Source organism: Saccharibacillus brassicae, from assembly GCF_006542275.1.
In the GTDB taxonomy this organism is placed as follows: domain Bacteria; phylum Bacillota; class Bacilli; order Paenibacillales; family Paenibacillaceae; genus Saccharibacillus; species Saccharibacillus brassicae.
The window spans coordinates 4044404-4063761 of sequence record NZ_CP041217.1 but is presented as its reverse complement, the minus strand read 5'-3'; the positions used below and the strand labels follow the sequence as shown (position 1 = coordinate 4063761).

Genomic DNA, 19358 nt, shown 5'->3' with positions numbered 1-19358 from the left:
TTTGCGTGGGGTTCCGGTCAGGACTCCAGGTCTGCTCCGTTGGACGCGATTACTTTTTTGTACCAGTGGAAAGAGTCTTTGCGAATACGCTTGAACGTCCCGCCTCCCTGATCGTCGACGTCCGCGTAGATCAAGCCGTACCTCTTCTTCATCTCGCCCGTGCTGGCGGAGATGATGTCGATCGGCGACCACATCGTATATCCCCACACCTCCACGCCGTCCAGCTGGATCGCTTTGCGCATTTCCCGGATATGATCGCGCAAATAATCGATCCGGCAGCCGTCGTGTACCGATCCGTCCTCTTCGACGCGGTCCACGGCGCCCAATCCGTTCTCGACGATCATCAGCGGAATCTGATACCGGTCGTACAGCACGTTGAGCGCATGGCGCAGCCCGAGCGGATTGATCGCCCAGCCCCATTCCGAAGTGGGAAGATGCGGATTGGCATAACCGGTCTTCACGCCGTTCAAGCCTTTCATGACCAGGCTCGTTTCTTTGCCCACGACATGCGTCAGATAGTAGCTGAACGAGAGGAAGTCGACCGTACCTTGACGCAGCGTCTCTTCGTCGCCGGCCTCGATCGGCAGCGTGATGCCTTCGCGTTCGAATTCTTTGAGCTTGTAGGCCGGGTAGCGCCCCCTGCACTGAACGTCGCAGTAGAACAGCATCTTGTGCATGAATTCGTCGTGTCTCTGCACGTCTTCGGGATCGCAGCTGTGCGGGTACGAAAAATGCCCGGCGTACATCATCCCCACCTTGTTGGCCGGGTTGATCTGATGCGCCAGCCGGACCGCTTTGGCGCTGGCCAAAAACTGGTGGTACGCCGCCGTCATCCGCACCTGTTCTTCGTCGGAATCGACGCCGCCGGCCATCCACGGCTTCGTGGACATGACGTTGATCTCGTTGAACGTGATCCAGCGGGTCACTTTGCTCTTATATCGGTTGAAGACCGTCTCGCAGTAGCGCAAAAAGAAATCGACGACTTGGCGGTTGGTCCACGAACCGTACTTCAGCAGCCCAAGCGGCGTCTCGAAATGCGACAGGGTAACCAGCGGTTCGATATTTCGTCGGAGGCAGGCATCGAACACTTCGTCGTAATACCGCAGCCCTTCTTCGTTTGGCTCCGCTTCGTCGCCGTTCGGGAAGATCCGCGTCCAGTTGATCGACAGACGGTAACACTTGAAGCCCAGCTCGCCGAACAGTTCGATATCTTCCTCGAACCGGCGGTAATGGCCGACCGCTTCATGGCTCGGATAATGGCGATCGTCCATAATGCCGTTCGTGATCTCGCGCGGCACGCCGTGTTCGCCCGACGTCATCACGTCGGCGGTGCTCAATCCTTTGCCGCCTTCGAGGTATCCGCCTTCGAACTGATTGGCCGCGGTAGCGCCGCCCCACAAGAAACCTTCCGGAAATTCAGACTGCATAGATTTTTCCTCCTTGTTTGAACGCTTTTTCTTCCCTGCTTATACGGTGGCCGGCACCGGCGTCACGAACGCCAGAATGCCCTGCGCGGCCTGCTTCGGTTCGGCTTCCCGCACCGTATACCGCTCTTTGTTCGTCAAGATCGTCAGCGCGACCGGATCGTATCCGGCAGCGACGATGCTCTCCACGTCGAAGGTCATGAGCAGATCGCCGGCTTTGACCCGGTCGCCGCTTTTGACTTGGCAGTCGAAGCCTGCGCCGTGCAGCTTGACCGTATCGATTCCGATATGGAACAGCAGCTCCGCGCCCCCGTCGAGTTCCATCGCCAGCGCATGCTGCGTGCGGAACACCATCTGGATCGTGCCGTCCGCCGGCGCGTACAGCTCGCCTCTGGACGGTACGACGGCAATCCCCGGGCCCATCGCTCCGGTGGAGAACACTTCGTCCCGCACGTCCGACAGCGCAATGACGGTGCCTGGCACCGGCTGCTTCAATTCGATCAGGGACGGCGCGTTGTCATGCGTTTTCGACAGCACAGCCGCCGGAACGGTCGGCAGCGCCGAACGGGGCTCCGGCTCAGGCTGCGGCTCCGGCACGGACGCGGCCGGCAAAGATTCTTCTTTCCACAAAATCAGGGTCAGTATAAACGAAGCCACGAACGAGATGAGCAGTCCGGCGATAGCGAGCAGGATCTTGCTGCCGTCTTCCGGATCGACGAACATCGAGATGCTGGCCAGGCTCGGGCTGACGACGGTCGATCCGCCTACGGCGAACAGTCCGAGTGCCGAACCGCCGATAAAGCAGGCGATCATGATGCTGATCAGCACGCGTTTTTTTTGCAGCGTGATGCCGTACAGTGCGGGTTCCGTTATCCCGAACATGGCGGAGATGCCCGAAGAGACCGCCAGCGAACGAAGCCCCGAGTCTTTGGTGCGGATCGCGACGGCGAAGCAGGCGGCGCTTTCAGACAGATTATGCGCCAGCAGCGCCGGCAGCATAAGGAATTCGCGCCCGCTCGTGGTGACCGAATTGACGACATAAGGCGTCAGCGCCTTGTGCATGCCGGTGGCAATGATGAACGGAAGCAGCGCGGACAAGATCCCTACCGCCACCCAGCCTACGTGGGCGAACAGGAACAATACGGCCGAAGTCAGATACGTGCCGAGCGTGAAGCCGACCGGGCCCAGCACCAGAAGCGTGAACGGAACGGTCAGCAGCAGCGACATCATCGGAATGAAAAAGACGCGAATCGGCTTGGGCGAAATACGGGTGAACAGCTTTTCCATGTACGCATAGAACAAAACACCGAGAATCGACGGGAAGACCTGCGACGCGTAATTGACGTTTGTGATCGAGAAAGACAGGAACTGCGCGCCTTCCGTCATCATTTTGGTCATGTCGGGGAACAGCAGCACGCTCATGGCGGCCGCGGCCACGATATGGTTGACCCGCAGTTTGGCCGCTACCGTAAGCGCTACCAAGATCGGCAGGAAATAAAAGACCGAGCCGCTGATAAAAGTCAAAATAAGATACGTCTGGCCGGTCTTGTCCACCCAGCCGAACGTCGCCAGCAGCAGAAGCAGCGATTTGAGGATTCCCGCGCCGGCCATGGCCGGAATCAGCGGTTGGAAGACCCCGACCAGGAAATCGAGCAGGACGGCGCCGGCTTTTTTGCCGTTTGGGCGCGGCGCCTGCACGGACGAAGCGGCGCTTCGCGAATCGCCGCCAAAATCGCCCAGCTTCTGCATCTCGTCGAACACTTCGATCACCTGATTGCCGACGACTACCTGAAACTGCGCGCCTTTGACGACGCTGAGCACGCCGGGCACTTTTTTGAGCGCCTCTACGTCCGGCTTGCTGTCGTCGGCCAGTGTAAAGCGCAGCCGGGTCGCGCAGTGCCCCAGATGAACGACGTTCGAAGTACCGCCTACTTGTCGCAAAATTTCGGATGCCAGTTGTGTATGATCCATTTGAAATCCCCCTCTATGCCAAAAATGAATAAAACGAACAAAAAAGGCAGGACTCCAAAGATCATGACATTCCCTGCGGAATGAAATAATCTCATGGATTCCTGCCTGCTTTACCAGTAACATGTCCGTTTTATTAAGTTAAACCGATTCTAGCAGGTTCGCGTGCAGGATGCAAGTCCTATCGGAGCGGGGCGTGCCTGGAAGATCCGAAGACGGAACCTGCGCACAAGCCTGTCCTTTTTGGCGTATACTGGTCAAGAGGAACTTCGACTTCCCGGCTCGTTGGTTAGCCCAGGAATTGTTCGGCGGACGTCACGCGGGCATACATGCCGTCGAGCGCGCCGACGAAAGAGTAATGAACCTGTTCCGCCGTTACGGTCTTGCCTCCGTAAGCCAATTCTCTCGTTGCGCAGGCGTCTTCGATCAGCGTCACTTTGTAGCCCATGTCAACCGCGGCGCGCACGGTAGCATCAACGCACATATGCGTCATCATGCCCACGATTACGAGATCGGTCACGTCTTTGGCTTTCAGTTTGCTTTCCAGGTCGGTCTGCAGGAAGCTGTTCGGGAAATGCTTCGTCGTGACGCTCTCGTCGCCTTCCGGCTTGACGGCGGCGTGGATCTCCACTCCGTTCGTATCCGGCAGGAAGAAGCCCATGGCCGGATCGGCCGCGATATGCTGCACGTGGAAAATCAGATCCTGACGGTCTTGTCTGAATGATTCAAGCACTTTCGCGGCCTTGGCGGCAGCTTGCTCCGGCTGGCTCAGTTCCATACTGCCGTTCGGGAAATAGTCGTTCTGAATATCGATCAAGATCAAAGCGGTTGTCATCAGGTTCACCTCATCCGTAATTTGCTTACCTTCCAATCATAGAGAACAATCGGGAAACGGTACAGGCGCCGACGAAACGCTTTGACGCCAACCGGTTTCACCGCGAAAGGAGTTGCACGATGCAGCTGGATTCTATCGACGTTCAGATTCTTCAAGCGCTGTCCGAGCATTCGCGCATTCAATGGAAAGACCTCGGGGAACGTATTCACATGACGGGACAAGCGGTCGGCGCCCGGATCAAAAAGCTGGAAGACAGCGGCGTCATCAAAGCGTATTCCCTGATTCTGGACGAGGTGAAATTGGGTTTTCCTTATACGGCGTTCGTCATCATCTATATGAAAACGACCGACCACGACGCGTTCGTCCGTTTCGTCAACGAACGCAGCGAGATTACGGAAGCCCACCGTATCTCCGGGGAAGGGTGCTATCACCTGACGTTGAAGATCGAATCGCAGGAGCGGTTGAATGCCTGCCTGGACCAACTGCTGCACTACGGCAATTACAACGTCAACCTGTCGATCAAAACGGTCAAAGACCACGGCCGCCCGATGCCGCAGCTGTCCCCTCAGCCTGCGCAAACAGAGACCTGAGCCTGCTCGGGTCTCTGTTTTTTTCTATTTTTCGCAGCGTCTTAGCCGTTCAGGTCTTCCCCGTTCGTTTTACCGGAAAGTCCGGCGAACCCATTCGGCTATGCCGGACAAGTCAAGCTGTGCTTTTACCTCGTCGTCCACGTCTGCGAATCGCGGAAGAAGGTTCGTATGGGCGCTGACCCATTGATACATCCCTTTGAGGCCCGCCGCGGTTTGCGCCCCGAGCATCGGTGCGATCGCAGCTTCGAAATGCTCGAATGGAAGCGATACGAACCGTACGTCTCGGCCAAGCGCGCTTGCGAAAATATTCGCCAGCTCGTCGCCGGTCACGTTTTCTGCGCCCGGAGCCGCCAATACGCTTCCCGCCAATTCCGGATGCGTCAGCGCATAGAGATGATACTGCGCCGCGTCGTCCAGACTGATCCAGGAGATCGGCCGATCGGCCGGAACCGGATAAGCGAGTACGCCTTCGTTAAATACGCCCGGAATCAAAAAGTTTTCCAAATAATTGATCGGCTCTACCCCGATCCACGGAAGCCCGCTTTGCCGCACCTGATCGAGCAGGTTCCGTCTGATCTCTACGGCTAGCGTATCGGTAGGCTGATCGGCCGGAACGTAGCCGCCCGTATTTACGACGAGCAGCTCGACTTTGGCTTGAACGGCCGCTTCGATCGCATTCTTCACGTAAGCGTCGAACCTGGCCGTGTCGAATTCGACGGGAATGTTCAGGAATACCCGATCCACGCCCGCATGCGCTTGATGCAAAGCTTGCATATCGGCCATATCTCCCACGAAAGCTTCGATGCCCTGCTCTTCAAGCTTCTTCGCGCTGTCCGAATGGCGCGTGAGGCTGCGTACGTGTTGTCCTTGGTCCAATAAACGGGCGGCGACCGCTCCTCCTTGTGCGCCGGAAGCGCCATATACGAAATAAACCGGGTTTTTGGGCATGTCCAACAACCTTCCTCTCTCCAAGCTGATTATTCCAAGCGGGTTCCCGACCAGATATTTGTGCAAATGATCCTATCTGTAGTCTAACGAACCTGAATCCGCAAAAGAAGTACGCACCTTTCGGATAGAAGGTATCCTGCAAGATACCCGGCTATTACGCTTTGTCCAGCACGATCGACAGTTTGTAATTGGCATACTCGTTCAGCTCGACCAAAAATTCGTTCAGCGCTTCGTTGCTCGGAAACCGGCTCTCCAGCAAGTAGCAGCCGTCTCCGCTAATCTTGTAATTGTTCAGCACATAGCCTTTTTTCTCCCGGGTAAACGCCAGATAAGGTTGATGCGACGTTTCCTTAATGTAGATATTCAAAAAAGCATACGTGTAACAGCCCATCTTCGCATGGTTGACCTGCACCCCGTAGCCTTCGATAATCCCTTGGTCTTCCAACTTCTCGACCCGCGTGGCGGCGGCCGGGCCGGTCAGATGTACCCGTTCTCCCAATTCTTTCATCGTGATCCGGCTGTTGAGGCCCAATTCTTCGATAATGCGTTTATCGGTCTGATCCACAAACAATCTCCTTTCAAAAACAAAGTAAATCGGGTCAAACGCTTTATTCAGGCCGTTTATTCGAACCCGCTGTCTAGTATAGACTGAAAAGCGTACGAAAAAACAGACCCGACAGGAGAATTCACACCCATGCGCATTCAACACATCCGAAACGCTACCGTTATCCTTCAATATGCAGGCCAGACCTTTCTGATCGATCCGATGCTCGCCGAACAAGGCCGCTACGAACCTTTCGCTTTGGGTTACGGCGAACAGCTGCGCAATCCGACCGTCGAACTGCCCATGCCGATCGAACAGATTCTCGGCGGCGTCGACGCCGTCATCTTGACGCATCTGCATCTGGACCATTACGACGAAGTCGCCAAAGAAGCGATTCCCAAAACGCTCAAAATGTTCGTTCAAAACGAGCGCGATGCGGACCTCATCCGGGCGGACGGATTCCTCGACGTGGAAGTGCTGACGGCGCAGACGCGGTTCAACGGAATCTCCCTGATCAAAACGCAGGGCGAACACGGCAGAGGCGAAGCTCTCCTCCAGCAGATGGGCGACGTATGCGGCGTCGTATTCAAGCATGCCGACGAGAAGACGCTCTATGTGGCCGGCGATACGGTCTGGTACGCAGGCGTCCGGCACGAGATCGACGCGCATACCCCCGAAGTGATCATCGTGAACGGCGGCAAGAACAGCGTTCGCGGTCAAGGCGCGCTGATCATGGGCGAAGACGATATTTACGAAGTGCACCGGGCCGCTCCGGACGCCGTATTGATCTCTGTCCATATGGAAGCGGTCAACCACTGGCTGCTGTCTCGGGCAGACCTGAAGCGGTTCGCGCAGCAAAAAGGCTTCGATGCCAAGCTGCTCATCCCGGAAGACGGCGAATCGCTCGTGTTCTAAGATGACGAACTTTCCGCAGGACCGGCAGGGCCGGCCGGAACAGGCCAGGCTGTGGACGAAAAACTTCGTTGTGCTGTCGACCGTCAACTTTTTCGTCACGCTGATTTTCTTTTTGCTCAACGCGACGATCGCGCTGTACGCGATGCGGGAATTTCAGGCGTCCAGCGGCCAGACCGGCCTGATCGCCGGCATCTTCATTATCGGTTCTTTGACAGGCCGGTTGTGGGTCGGGCGCCTTGCGCCTTCCAAGACCAAGCTGCTGGTCGCGCTGCTGCTGTTCGCGCTTACGACGCTGCTCTATTTCGTGCAGCTCGGTATCGGATTCCTGGTGCTGAGCCGCTTCCTGAACGGAGTGACGCTCGGCGTGATCTCGACGGTCGTCAGTACGATCGTCGTACTCAGCCTGCCCGGATCGCGCAAAGGCGAAGGCATCAGCTATTTCGCGGTCAGCACGGCGCTTGCGACCGGTCTCGGACCGTTTATCGGCTTGTATATGATCCAGCACACGAGCTTCGGCGCGATTTTCGTCTTCTGCCTTGTGCTCGGCCTCGTCAATCTGCTGATCGCCGTTCCGCTGGCCGTGCACGCTTTTCCTTCCACCACTCCGCAGCCGGGCCCGGGCTTCAAGATTTCCGACTTCATCGAGCCGAGAGCGCTGCCGATTTCGATTCACATATTCGTCATGACGTTCTGCTTCTCGGCGATCGTCTCGTACCTGAACCTGTACGCGATAGAGTTGGATCTGGTCGACACGGCCGGCTTTTTCTTCATGGTTTATACCGTATTCGTGCTGGTGTCACGGCCGTTCAGCGGCAAGTTGATCGACAAAAAAGGCGCCAATCTCATCATGTATCCGGCGTTCGTCTTGTTCGGCGCCGGGATGATGCTGCTCGGCTCCGCCTGGGAAAGCGTCGGCCTGCTGGTCGCAGCCGCCTTGATCGCGCTCGGGTTCGGCAATCTCTCGTCCGTGTCGCAGACCGCGGCCGTGCAGTCGGTCGAACCCGGGCGGGTCGGCCTTGCGACCGCGACGTTCTTTTTATTTTTCGATCTCGGGAACGGATTCGGGCCGGCGCTGATCGGGCTGCTGATCCCGCTGACCGGTTACCGCGGCTTGTACGTGCTGCTCGGCGGAATCATCTGGGCTTCCATCCTGCTTTATTACTTTTTGTACGGCAAAAAAGAAAGCCGGGTACGCAAGCTTGAAGCGGCGACCCGGGAAAACGGTTGACCGCCACATCGCGAACGGTTGGATCGTTCAACACGCACGCCAAAAAGCCCAAACTCAGGTTTGGGCTTTTTGGCGTGCCATTCGTGTTCATGCGCTTCGCGCAATAGATAAGCGGTCAAGTGTATGCAAGCGCAGAATCAGCGATGCTTGTCGATCATCTGCTTCAACGCGCTTTTGCTCTGCACGCCGACGACGCCTTCGACAGGTTGGCCGTTTTTGAACAGGACCAACGCCGGAATACTTTTCACGCCGATCGCGCCCGAAATTTGCGGATTCTCGTCCACGTTCAGCTTGACGATATGCGCGGAACCCGCGAGTTCGGTGTCCAGCTCGTCGAGAATCGGAGCGATCGTCCGGCACGGGCCGCACCACGGCGCCCAAAAGTCGACCAGCGTCAACCCGTCTTGCACATCCTGCATAAAAGTCTGATCGGACGTATGTGTAACAGCCATTATAAATTCCTCCTATACGGTTATGGGATTAAGATTAAGGGATTCGCCGGGACAACCTTCATCCCGCGTACAATTCGTGAATGCGGTCCAACCGCTCCCGCAGCGGACCGAACCGCACGAAGCGGTCTTCCCGCAGGTATTCCCGGCCGTCAATCAGCAGCAGCAGAATCGGCGCGGCCAGAATAAGGAAGCGTTCCGCGACTTCTTCGACCTCGGCGGCGTCCACATGCGCGAACTCAATCGCGGGATAGTCGCCGAGCAGCTCTTGAAGCTTGGGCAGCAGCGCCCGGCACGTGCTGCAATCGGGCGCGGACACGTACAGGAAACGCAGCCCCGGCTGTCCGACGAACTCGTCCATCGCCCGGGCCGTATGCAGGTCATGCCCTTTTTTCATGCGTGTTGCACCTCCTCGATCTTGCATTCCGATTCAGAGAGCGCCGGCGCCGGCCGATACGCGGCCTTCGATCCCGATCTCTACGCCGGCTTTCTTCAGCAGATTGCCTACGCTGCACTGGCGGTCGGCCGCTTCGAACGTACGCTCGGCAAGCTGCATCGACTCGTCCGGCGTGCCGTCGGGCAGAACAAGCTCCGGCCGATGGATCATCTTCATGATCCCTTCCGGCGAGATCGACACTTCCGAGTTCATCGCCAAGCGTGCGGCAGGCAGCTTGCGGGCTTCCAGCAGCCCGACCAGCGTCATCGTGAAGCACGCGGAAGCCGAAGCCAGCAGCAGTTCTTTCGGTTCTGTGCCTGCGCCTGTTCCGCCGAACGCCTGCGGAATCGCGATCGGCGCGTTCAGGGAACCGGACTCGATCGTGCCTTGACCGCTCCGGTCTCCGTTCCAAACCGTGCTTATACTCGTTTTCGATTGATCCATATTCATTCACTCCGTTTCAATTAACTAGTTAAATAATCATTTATGTATATAGAATAGTCCTTTCCCTTGAGGTTGTCAAGAGAGCATGAAGGCTCGGCCTGCTCAATAAAAGAAGCGAAGGCGGTAAAGCTTGATTTTTGCCGCATTCTTTTTTAAGCTTAACTTATCTATATCAATAGGCAACTCAGAAAGCAGGTCGTGTCCCATGCAAACGTCGAGCCCTTTATTCAAAGTCGATCCCCAGTCTCCGCTGCCTATCCATGTCCAGATCAAGGAACAGATCAAATGGCTGATCGGCAAAGAGCTGCTCAAACCCGGCGATGCGCTGCCTTCCACGAACCAGTTGGCGGATCAGCTGTCTATCAACCGCAACACGATTCAGGGCGTCTACACGCAGTTAAAAGAAGACGGTCTGCTGCTCATGCAAAAAGGCCGCGGCACGCAGGTGGCAGGCGAACGGCAGATCGAACGGTTCAAGGCGGACCATCCCCATTTTGCTTTTACCGAAAAGATGATCGAACAAGCCCGGCAGGAGAAGCTGAAGCCGGACGACGTGCTGTTATCGGGCTTCGCTTACGTGCAGCTGTTCGGGGAACGCCGGCAGCCGCAGCCGCGCTACCTGTTTATCGAATGCACGGACAGCTCCTGCATTTTCTATCTGGACGAAATCAAGCGGCTGACGTCGGCCGACGTGCAAAGCGTGGACATCTCTTCGCTGTCGGAAGAAGAAGTGACGCGGGCGATCCGCGCCGCGGACGTGATCGTCACGCGGGCGGACCTGGCCGAGAAGCTGCAGCGATTCGCCGACGAAGCCGGCAAACGCATCATCTCCGTCGGCTCGGCCCGCGACGTGCCGCTGCTGCTTAATCTGGTGCGGCACGACTGACGGCGACTTTCCGTATTGAAGCGCCGCGCCAAACAGCGAACAGCGAACAGGCTTTTCCCGCTGCGGGAAAAGCCTGTTCGGTCTGCTTGAGGGCCGCTCAGACGCCGGCTTTCTCAAGCTTCGGGGCGAAAAACTGCGGCAGATACGCTTGATGCGCGTCCAGCAGCTCGTCCAGCACGAGTCGGGCGGCGTCGCCGCTCGTGACCAGCGGATTCAGCGTGAACGCCTGCAGCGCCGTCGCGTAATCGCCGGTCACCGCCGCTTCGACGGTCAGTTCTTCCATCGCTTTCATCACCTGCAGCAGACCGCGCTGCGCGGGCGGGAACGCGCCGAAATGGACCGGTTCCGCGCCGTGCGCCGTAATGAGGCAGCTCACTTCGACCGCGCTGTCGTACGGCAGATCGCTTATGGCGCCGCGGTTGCGGGTGTTGACGACCATCTGCGTGCCTTTGTTGTTATAAATCGCATTGATGATCTCGCAGGCGGCATCGCTGTAATAGGCGCCGCCGCGCTGCTCCAGCTCTTTCGGTTTGTAGTCGAGCTTGGGATCCTGGTACAGTTCGAACAGACTCGCTTCCAGCTGCTTCACGACCTGTCCGCGCGTGCCCGCGTGCCGCGCTTCTTCGCGTTCTTCCTCCAGCATATTATCCGTCATGTAGTAATAGCGATGGTACGGGCACGGCAGCATGCCGAGCTGGGCGATCTGCTCCGGCAGGAACCGCATATCGCGAATATTCTCGACGATTCGGCCCGGATCGGCATCCGGCCCGTACAGCTTGTCGATCAGCTCCGCCGTCACTTCGCTGCCGTCCTTGTCGTAGACCCGATGCCAATGCAGATGGTTGATACCCGCGAATTTGAAAAACAGCTCCGACTCTTCTTTTTGCAGCAGCGCCGATTCCGTCTTGACCGCCATGACCGGAACGTTGCACAATCCGATCACCTTTTCCCACTGCCCGTAGCGCAGCACCGCTTCCGTGACCATGCCGGCCGGGTTCGTGAAGTTGATCAGCCAGGCGTTCGGGCACAGCTCTTTCATATCTTCGACGATGCCGAGCACGACCGGAACGGTCCGGAACGCTTTGAGCATGCCGCCGGCGCCGTTCGTCTCCTGCCCGATCATGCCGTGCTTGAGCGGAATCGCTTCGTCCTTGATCCGCGCATCGAGCAGGCCGACCCGGAACTGGGTCGTGACGAAGTCCGCGCCCTGCAGCGCCTCCCGGCGATCCAGCGTCAGACGGATCTCGCAGTCGATGCCGGCCGCTTGCACCATCCGCTTCGCCATCGCGCCCACGATCTCAAGCTTCTCCCGGCCGGCTTCGATATCGACCAGCCACAATTCGCGCACGGGCAGCTCGCCATGACGCTTGATAAACCCTTCGATCAATTCCGGCGTATAGCTCGATCCCCCGCCGATCGTCACGATTTTCAGTCCTTTTTTCATCCAAAAAAACCTCCTCGTATTCGGGCTGAATGCTTCCTGTATTCACGTTAATCCATGTAATGCATTACAGGTCAAGCCTCTTTTTGAAGCGGTTGCAACAGTGTGGTCCGGTCGAGGCGAACGGTCCGCGACCGGGCCGAATTATGCTATGCTTAAACGAGAGGTGAAGCCCATGACGAACATTCGGGAAATCGCGCGGCTTGCCGGCGTCTCTACCGCCACCGTATCCCGCGTACTCAATAACCATCCGTACGTGAACGAAGAGAAACGCCGCAAAGTGCTGGAATTGATCGACCGATTGGACTACGTACCGAATTCAAGCGCCACTTCTCTCAAAAAAGGCATGACCCGCATCGTCGGCGTCGTCAGCAGCTTGTACACGGCGTCTTCGACTTCGTTTATTCAAGCATTCAGCCTGATCGCGCAGCGGCACGGCTTCAATATCATGATTTTTCTGACGGACCAGGACCCGGGCAAAGAAAAGGTGGCGCTGGAGATGCTGCGCAGCAAGCAGCTGGACGCGCTCGTCTGCCTGCACCGCGCCAACGAATGGAACTTTATCGAGTCGTATGCCAAATACGGACCGATCGTCACCTGGCAGCGGCTCGTGAGCGACCGTATCCCCTCCGTCTTCATGGACCAGTACGAAGGATACCGGCTTGGACTGGAACATCTGCATGCACGCGGGTTCCGGCGCATTCTGAACGTGTATTCGTCGCGGGGGCTGAATACGCCGCAGCGAATGCGGGCGTACGCGGACTTTGCGGCGGCGCACGAACTCGGCGGTTCCGGCCATCCGGACTTTCACGGCAAAATGTCGCTCGAAGACGGCGAAGAACTCGCCCATTGGTGGATCGATCAATCCGATCCGCCGGACGCGATCGCCTGCTCGAACGACGATGTGGCGGCCGGGCTGCTGACCGAACTGCGGCGCCGCGGCGTTTCCGTTCCGGGCGAAGTCGGCATCCTCGGCTTCGACAACAACAATCTGGCGCGGCTGCTCGATTTGTCGACGGTGCATTATCCGTCGGACAAGCAGGCGGAGAACGCTTTTTCCATCCTGCTGGATCGCTTGGGCCAGCCTGCTCCGCAGCCGCACGCGCTGGCGTTCGAACTGATTGCGCGGCAGTCCACGTAACCTCTTCGCGCAACGCCAAAAAAGCCTGTCCGGGGCGGATTCAGCCGCTTTGGACAGGCTTTTTGACGCTTTTTTTAGCTTTTCGGACGATTTCCATCACTCATGAAAGCAAAATCTTTGGACCCACCCTTCGATCAGGCGAAGCCACGCTTTCCCGTCAGCCCAACCGCACGAAGTAAGCGAACAGCTCTTCCATTTCCTCATACGCAATAGTCCCGTTTACGGCCAGCGTCTCCAATACGACCCCTTTTTCATTGGTAAACAGATAGGGCTGCGATTCAAATCCCAAGGACAGGTAAAAATCTTTGCGTTTCACCCGCTGCGTGTAATTCGCGTATTTGGCATCGACTTCTTCGATATTCAGGTAAATGCGATAATCGGGATACCGGCGCAGGATTTCGCGGATGACCGCTTTGCCGTAGCCTTGGCTTTGGTGACCGTCGGCAATTGCCAAATATAGCACGTAGAGCCGGTCTTCTTTTACAATCAGATAATTCAACCCAACCAAGGCTTCGTCGTCGTAGATCGCATAGAACAGATGATCCGTATCGTTGCTCACGTCAATCAGCACCTGATACGTAATCTGTTCTTCTTGGGGAAACGAATATCCGTAAATCTTTTCCAGCGCTTTGAAGTTTGTACCGTCCGCTTTTCTCAACTGTATCGTCATGTCCATTCTCTCCATTTCTGTCCGTTTACCGGATCGGCTGCGCCGATTGTGTTCGCTGTTCCAGTGTACCCCGGAATCGGCCTGCATAGACACGGAAATAGTGAAGTATATCGGCCGATAGTCTTTACTATTCAAAGAAGTTCAAGGCGCGGGCGACGGGATCCTATCTAGGGCACAGCGACGAAGTTGTCGTAGAAGCCGGCTGAATCGCCCCTTCCTCTCACCCTTCCCCTTCTGCCGGCTCCGGCAGGGCGGACAATTTCGGAATCGGCGAGAAAACGACCCACAGCAGCGCCAGCAAAGTTCCGGCCGCTCCGATAGCCAGCGTCGCTTGAAGCCCGAACGTACTGCCGAGAACGCCGCCCAGCAGCGATCCGACCGGCGCGGCACCCGTCACGACGAAGCGGTAACTCGCGTTCATGCGCCCGAGGAGGCGATCGGGAGTTACCGTTTGCCTCAAGCTGACGACATGGATGTTGGAGATCACTACCCCAAGCCCGCCGAAGAAAAAAGATACGAACAATATTACCGCCGAAAGCAAACCCGATCCGTGCGTCAAAAGGACAAGCATCGGGGCGCCGCAGCCGAGCAGCATCGAGACGTAGATCGCCCGCCCCAATCGGAACCGCTTCGCCAAAGGCCCGGCCAGCAGCGAACCGAGAATCGAACCGGCTCCGGCCGCGCCCATGATCAATCCGAGCGGCCCGGCCCCGATTCCCAGTTCGCGAGTGATATACAAGATCAGCACGGCGCCGGTCACCTGACTGAAAAAGTTGTAGGTCGTCGCTTCACCCGCAATGGCTTTGAGATAAGGATTGCGAAAAATGAGCGCCAAACCTTCCCGAATCTCGGACAACAGCATCCCTCGCTCCGATGAACGCGGATCGGGCTTTCGTTCGATCCGGCGGATCCTTCCTATGGATGCCGCGGAAATCAGCAGCATGGCGGAATGCACGAGAAGAGCAAACGGAGCAGCCAGAATACCGATCAAGGCCCCGGCCAACCCGGGACCGGCGATCTCGGCCGCCGAACGGCTGATTTCCAGTTTGCTGTTTCCTTCTACCAGGTCTTTCCTTCCGACCAGCGCAGGCAGATAAGACTGATACGCCAAGTCGAATACGAGCGTGCAAGCCCCGATCCCAAATCCGCACGCGTACAACATGCCCATGCCGAGCAGGTCGAGCGCGTACGCCGCAGGAATGAACGACAGCAGCAAAGCGCGGACCAGATTAGCCGTTAGCATCAGCGGTCGTTTGCGCATACGGTCGATCCACACGCCTGCCGGCAGCGTCAAGAGCAGATAAGGCAGAATCTGTACGGCGTTGAGCATCCCCATCTGAAGCGGCGTGGCGCCCAGCGTCAAAGCGGCGACAAACGGAATCGCCAGCAGCGTGATCCGTCCTCCGAACATGGCCAGCGTCTCTCCGAACCAGAATACCGCAAAATCCCGATTGCCCGACAATCCGGTCTGTTTCCCTATCTTTTTCTTTTTCATACGCCGCTCCCTCGTAATGTTTTAATTAACCTTTAACCATTACAAATCCGCAAAAAAATAACACCTCTATTTAATGCCTTATTGTAATGCCTTATTTTAATTTTATACATTACATGGTAAACTGATAAAAATCAACGGCGATTTTAAGGAGGCGAATAAAGATGGACGAACGCCTATTGGCGGTGGAAGTGGTCAATTCGATGTGGTACGACCATCTGGGCACCCGATCCGAAGACCGATTGGATTATACAAGCTGGCTCTCGGCATTTTTGAAAGATTGGAACGCTTATGCGGCGCCGGACGCCAAGCAGCTCGAACAGCTCAAGCATCTGCGTGCGCTGCTGCGCGACATGCTGGATTTGACCACCGCGGGCGAACCGGTCACCGACGCTCAGTTGAATCGGTTGAACGCGTACATGGCTTGTGCTCCCAGACGTCCGGGTTTGATCCGGCAAAACGGCGAATACAAGTTGGATCACGTTCCCGCCGAACAAAACTGGGACGCTTTTCTCGCCGAAACGGCTTTGTCATTTGCCAACCTGTGTGCGGATAACCGGATTCAGCGCGTCAAAATATGCCGGAACAGCGTGTGCAAGTGGGTCTTTTACGACGATACGAAAAACGGCAGGCGCCAATGGTGCAGCAGCGACACTTGCGGCAACGTGGCACGCGTAAGGCGTCATCGGGACAAGCATTGACCGATGCGGCGAAACGGCAAACAGGACCGAAGCAGGATGCTCGATCCTTGATCCGATCCGTTTGGTTTTTCGGTTTGCGTACAGGTTCCGGCCTGCGCCAACAACGGCCTAAGCGCTCGTTCGCTTGGCGGCCGCGGCGGTTCCCGCCTTCATCGCCAGCAGCATCTCGACCAGTTCGTCGCGCGCGATCAGCCGCACGTTGTTGGACCTGGCCAGCTTCTTCGCCTGTTCCGTGTACTGGCTGTTGGTCACGACCCACGCTTCGTTCGCCCGGTAATGCGCTTTGGCGCTCTGCACTTCCTGCACCGCTTTGAGCCCGACGTTTTTGGTATACCGTTTGGCCTGCACGACGATCCGCCGATTGCCCTGCGTCAGCACCAGATCGGCGCCGTAATCGCCCCGGGCCTGCGTCACTTCGGCTCTGAAGCCCTGCGACCGGAACAGATGGCCCAAATACTGCTCGAAGCGGACCCCGTCCATCCGGTCGATCTCGCCGATGCCGGAACGCTTGAGCCGCGCCGAACGCGCGAGTCTGACGTTGATCAGGATGAAGACGGCCACGATAAATCCGGCTGCGCCGACGCCGGCCGCGATCTGCCACGATTGCGTGAAATGCAGCGTCGCAAGTCCCGGCACGACCGCCGACAGTCCCATCACTCCCTGCAAAAATTCTTCCTGCTGTTTGGCTTTGCTTTTTCTTCTGGCCAACCGAACCCCTCCGCTATGTCCAATGCTTGCTTGCCGCAGCATGATCCAGTATACACCAACATGAGGGCTTCTTCCTTTATTTGTCTTACATAAAAAATATTTTTTGTGCTCTGCTTGTGCAGCTGCCGCCTCCACGTCTCCGTTACGAGTGGCGGCCGCCCGTTCCCTGAACCGTCATTCCGCGTTCGAACTCGTCCGGCGGTACCGGGCGCCCGAACAGATAACCCTGGATCTCGTCGCAGCCGTTCGCTTCCAGAAAAGCAAGCTGGTCTTCGTTCTCGACGCCTTCGGCGATCACCGTAATCTTGAGGTTATGCGCCATCGCGATAATCGCTTTGACGATATCGCGGTCGCCCAGATCGGTCTCGATGTCGCGAACGAAAGAGCGATCGACTTTGAGCCGGCTGATCGGCAGGCGCTTCAGATAATTGAGCGAACTGTAGCCCGTACCGAAATCGTCGATCGAAATCTGGACGCCGAGGTCGCGCAGCTGCCGCATTTTGCCCGAAGCCGATTCCACGTCCAGTGTCATGCCTTCGGTAATTTCGAGTTCCAAATATTCGGGCGGATACCCCGTCTCGTGCAAAATGCTTCGGATAAGGTCGACCAGCCCGGACTGCCTGAACTGCCGCGGAGACAAATTGACGGCCATAATAAAAGGTTCGTACCCGGCATCGATCCACTGCTTGCCCTGCCTACACGCTTCCCGAATGACCCATTCGCCGATCTGGAGAATCAGGCCCGTTTCTTCGGCAAGCGGAATGAAATCGCCCGGCGAGATCCATTCCGATTGTCCGCGATGCCAGCGCAGCAGCGCTTCGGCCCCGATCCGCCGCGTCGGAAACAGCGACACCTGCGGCTGATAGAACAGCTGCAGCTCGCGGCGTTCGAGCGATTTGCGCAGGTCGTTCTCAAGCAGGATACGCGCTCCGTCCTGCGTCTCGCTATGCGCGTCGTAGACGGCATACGTGTCTTTGCCGGCTTCTTTGGCGGCATACATGGCGGCATCGGCGTTTTGCAGCAGCGCCGCCGCGTCCGCGCCGTGCTCGGGGTAGATGCTGATGCCGATGCTCGGCGTGACGAACAGTTCGTACCCGCCCACCTCGAACGGCCGAATAAAGATGTCGAGAAGGCGCTGGGCGATAAGTTCGCTCTCCGGCACCTGCCCGTCGATCAGCAGAACGACGAATTCGTCGCCTCCGTGCCGGGCCACGAATTTGTCCGGGCCGAGCGAAGCGGCGAGCCGCCGGGCGATTTCGACGAGCAGCTCGTCTCCCGAACCGTGGCCGAGCGAATCGTTGACCATTTTGAAGCGATCGAGATCCAGATACAAGAGGGCCAGCTTGAGCCCGTCCGCTTCCACCTGCCGGATCGTCTCGCTCAGTTTTTCCTGGAAAAAGCGCCGGTTCGGCAGGCCGGTGAGGCTGTCATGGTAAGCCATCCGGTAGATCATTGCGTCGGAACGGCTCTGCTCGATCGCAAGTCTCGCCAGATAACACACTTTCCGGGTCAGCTCCAATTCTTTTTCGGTCGGCTGGCGGACTTGTTCGTAATACATGGCGAACGTCCCGAGCACCTCGCCTTCGCTGTCCAGCATCGGGAGCGACCAACTGGCGCGCAAATCGTATTTGAGCGCTACCGTCCGATATTTTTCCCACACTTCGCTGCTCTGGATATCTTCGACGATCACGATTTCTTTGCGCAGCACGGAAGCCCCGCACGAACCGCCCCGTTCATCCGCGGAGATGCCGTCGATCGTGCGCAAATAGTCCCGAGGCAGGCTGGGCGCAGCCAGATGAAACAGCGCGTTGCGCTTCGGATCGTAGCGCAAAATCGAACATTTCGCTCCCGTCTGGTATTCCGTCATCCGCAGCAGCTTGTCGAGCGTCTCCTCCAGCGGCGTCGATTTGGCGATCATCTCCAGCACCCGGTTCTGATCGTCCAAAATTTGTACGGCCTGCTCCTGCTGCGTGATGTCCCGCGATATGCCGAGCAGGCCGATCACCTCGCCCTGCCTGAGCACCGGCACCACCCTCGCGTCGACTGTGACGAGCCCGCCCGTTTTCGACCGAAAAGAAAACCCGACCTGTTCGGGACACCCTTCCGTCAGCACTTTGCGAAAGCTTCGTCGGGCCCGGCGCAGGTCGGTCGGCAGCAGGTAACTGCTGAATCGGGTACGCAGCAGTTCCGACCGCTCGTAACCGCTTACCCGTTCGCCGCTCGGATTGGTGTCCGCGATTCGTCCGTCGGCATACAGCAAAAAGACCGCCTCCGTGCTGTAGATGTACAAAGAACGGTAAATTTGCTGCGCTTCTTCGAACAAGGGATGGGACGTATCCGGATTTTCTTCTATTCCGCTCATTGTCATCTACCTTTCGGATTGCTTCTCTATCTCAATACCTTTAAAAGGGACTATTGTAACACATTCTCTTCGAAAGGGGACGTGTCCTGTCGGCGTAAAATAAAAAAACCGGGAACGCCCGCCAACGGCCGGGCATTCTCGGTTTTTATTTGTGTAAGACGACGCCGAGCGCAGGC

At 57.3% G+C, this 19358-nt stretch carries 19 protein-coding genes; 6 read left to right on the top strand and 13 right to left on the bottom strand.

The window, feature by feature from the left end:
* Positions 1-17: 17 nt before the first annotated feature.
* The 3 genes from FFV09_RS16815 to FFV09_RS16805 all read right to left on the bottom strand — a co-directional run bounded on the left by FFV09_RS16815 (position 18) and on the right by FFV09_RS16805 (position 4227).
* Positions 18-1427, bottom strand: a complete 1410-nt coding sequence (locus FFV09_RS16815) for a glycoside hydrolase family 1 protein (protein ID WP_141448904.1) — start codon at positions 1425-1427, stop codon at positions 18-20.
* Between the two features lie 39 nt (positions 1428-1466).
* Positions 1467-3395 (bottom strand): beta-glucoside-specific PTS transporter subunit IIABC, encoded by a 1929-nt coding sequence (locus tag FFV09_RS16810; RefSeq protein WP_141448903.1) that lies wholly within the window; start codon positions 3393-3395, stop codon positions 1467-1469.
* 286 nt (positions 3396-3681) lie between these two features.
* On the bottom strand, positions 3682-4227 hold the full coding sequence (locus tag FFV09_RS16805; protein ID WP_141448902.1) for a cysteine hydrolase family protein: 546 nt from the start codon (positions 4225-4227) through the stop codon (positions 3682-3684).
* 119 nt (positions 4228-4346) lie between these two features.
* Between FFV09_RS16805 and FFV09_RS16800 the strand changes: the two genes are divergently transcribed.
* Positions 4347-4817 carry an Lrp/AsnC family transcriptional regulator gene (locus tag FFV09_RS16800; RefSeq protein ID WP_141448901.1) on the top strand — a complete coding sequence of 157 codons (471 nt, stop codon included), beginning with the start codon at positions 4347-4349 and terminating at the stop codon, positions 4815-4817.
* Between the two features lie 69 nt (positions 4818-4886).
* Here FFV09_RS16800 and FFV09_RS16795 read toward each other — a convergent pair whose 3' ends face one another.
* Both FFV09_RS16795 and FFV09_RS16790 read right to left on the bottom strand, forming a co-directional pair.
* A complete protein-coding gene (locus FFV09_RS16795; protein ID WP_141448900.1) occupies positions 4887-5765 on the bottom strand; it encodes an NmrA family NAD(P)-binding protein in 879 nt (292 codons plus the stop codon).
* 154 nt (positions 5766-5919) lie between these two features.
* Positions 5920-6330 carry an Lrp/AsnC family transcriptional regulator gene (locus FFV09_RS16790; protein ID WP_141448899.1) on the bottom strand — a complete coding sequence of 137 codons (411 nt, stop codon included), beginning with the start codon at positions 6328-6330 and terminating at the stop codon, positions 5920-5922.
* 129 nt (positions 6331-6459) lie between these two features.
* Here FFV09_RS16790 and FFV09_RS16785 point away from each other — a divergent pair, with 129 nt between their 5' ends.
* Together FFV09_RS16785 and FFV09_RS16780 are read left to right on the top strand one after the other, a co-directional pair.
* Positions 6460-7224: an MBL fold metallo-hydrolase gene (locus FFV09_RS16785; RefSeq protein WP_141448898.1), complete on the top strand. Its 765-nt coding sequence runs from the start codon at positions 6460-6462 to the stop codon at positions 7222-7224.
* 1 nt (position 7225) lies between these two features.
* Positions 7226-8452 carry an MFS transporter gene (locus FFV09_RS16780; protein WP_141448897.1) on the top strand — a complete coding sequence of 409 codons (1227 nt, stop codon included), beginning with the start codon at positions 7226-7228 and terminating at the stop codon, positions 8450-8452.
* A 137-nt stretch (positions 8453-8589) separates the two neighbouring features.
* Here the strand turns inward: FFV09_RS16780 and trxA are convergent, their stop codons facing one another.
* Genes trxA through FFV09_RS16765 form a run of 3 tightly spaced genes read right to left on the bottom strand, consistent with a single transcriptional unit; the run spans position 8590 to position 9781 of the window.
* Positions 8590-8904 (bottom strand): thioredoxin, encoded by a 315-nt coding sequence (gene trxA / locus FFV09_RS16775; protein ID WP_141448896.1) that lies wholly within the window; start codon positions 8902-8904, stop codon positions 8590-8592.
* Between the two features lie 58 nt (positions 8905-8962).
* On the bottom strand, positions 8963-9298 hold the full coding sequence (locus FFV09_RS16770; protein ID WP_141448895.1) for a thioredoxin family protein: 336 nt from the start codon (positions 9296-9298) through the stop codon (positions 8963-8965).
* A gap of 33 nt (positions 9299-9331) precedes the next feature.
* The gene (locus FFV09_RS16765) at positions 9332-9781 is read right to left on the bottom strand and encodes an OsmC family protein (protein WP_170315061.1); all 450 of its coding nucleotides are present in this window, start codon (positions 9779-9781) and stop codon (positions 9332-9334) included.
* 205 nt (positions 9782-9986) lie between these two features.
* Between FFV09_RS16765 and FFV09_RS16760 the strand changes: the two genes are divergently transcribed.
* Complete coding sequence (locus FFV09_RS16760) at positions 9987-10667, top strand: GntR family transcriptional regulator (RefSeq protein WP_141448893.1); 681 nt, start codon at positions 9987-9989, stop codon at positions 10665-10667.
* A 97-nt stretch (positions 10668-10764) separates the two neighbouring features.
* On the opposite strand, the gene FFV09_RS16755 is transcribed toward FFV09_RS16760, so the two are convergent.
* Complete coding sequence (locus FFV09_RS16755; protein ID WP_141448892.1) at positions 10765-12111, bottom strand: 6-phospho-beta-glucosidase; 1347 nt, start codon at positions 12109-12111, stop codon at positions 10765-10767.
* Between the two features lie 172 nt (positions 12112-12283).
* Between FFV09_RS16755 and FFV09_RS16750 the strand changes: the two genes are divergently transcribed.
* On the top strand, positions 12284-13249 hold the full coding sequence (locus FFV09_RS16750) for a LacI family DNA-binding transcriptional regulator (protein ID WP_141448891.1): 966 nt from the start codon (positions 12284-12286) through the stop codon (positions 13247-13249).
* A 157-nt stretch (positions 13250-13406) separates the two neighbouring features.
* On the opposite strand, the gene FFV09_RS16745 is transcribed toward FFV09_RS16750, so the two are convergent.
* Together FFV09_RS16745 and FFV09_RS16740 are read right to left on the bottom strand one after the other, a co-directional pair.
* On the bottom strand, positions 13407-13919 hold the full coding sequence (locus FFV09_RS16745; protein WP_170315060.1) for a GNAT family N-acetyltransferase: 513 nt from the start codon (positions 13917-13919) through the stop codon (positions 13407-13409).
* A gap of 220 nt (positions 13920-14139) precedes the next feature.
* Positions 14140-15414 (bottom strand): MFS transporter, encoded by a 1275-nt coding sequence (locus FFV09_RS16740; protein WP_141448889.1) that lies wholly within the window; start codon positions 15412-15414, stop codon positions 14140-14142.
* A gap of 161 nt (positions 15415-15575) precedes the next feature.
* On the opposite strand from FFV09_RS16740, the gene FFV09_RS16735 reads away from it, so the two are divergent.
* Entirely contained in the window at positions 15576-16112 is a 537-nt protein-coding gene (locus FFV09_RS16735) for a CGNR zinc finger domain-containing protein (RefSeq protein WP_141448888.1), read from the top strand.
* A 108-nt stretch (positions 16113-16220) separates the two neighbouring features.
* On the opposite strand, the gene FFV09_RS16730 is transcribed toward FFV09_RS16735, so the two are convergent.
* Positions 16221-16820, bottom strand: coding sequence for a restriction endonuclease (locus tag FFV09_RS16730; RefSeq protein ID WP_237401668.1), 600 nt, complete (start codon positions 16818-16820; stop codon positions 16221-16223).
* 142 nt (positions 16821-16962) lie between these two features.
* Entirely contained in the window at positions 16963-19182 is a 2220-nt protein-coding gene (locus FFV09_RS16725) for a sensor domain-containing protein (RefSeq protein WP_170315059.1), read from the bottom strand.
* Positions 19183-19358 lie beyond the last annotated feature (176 nt).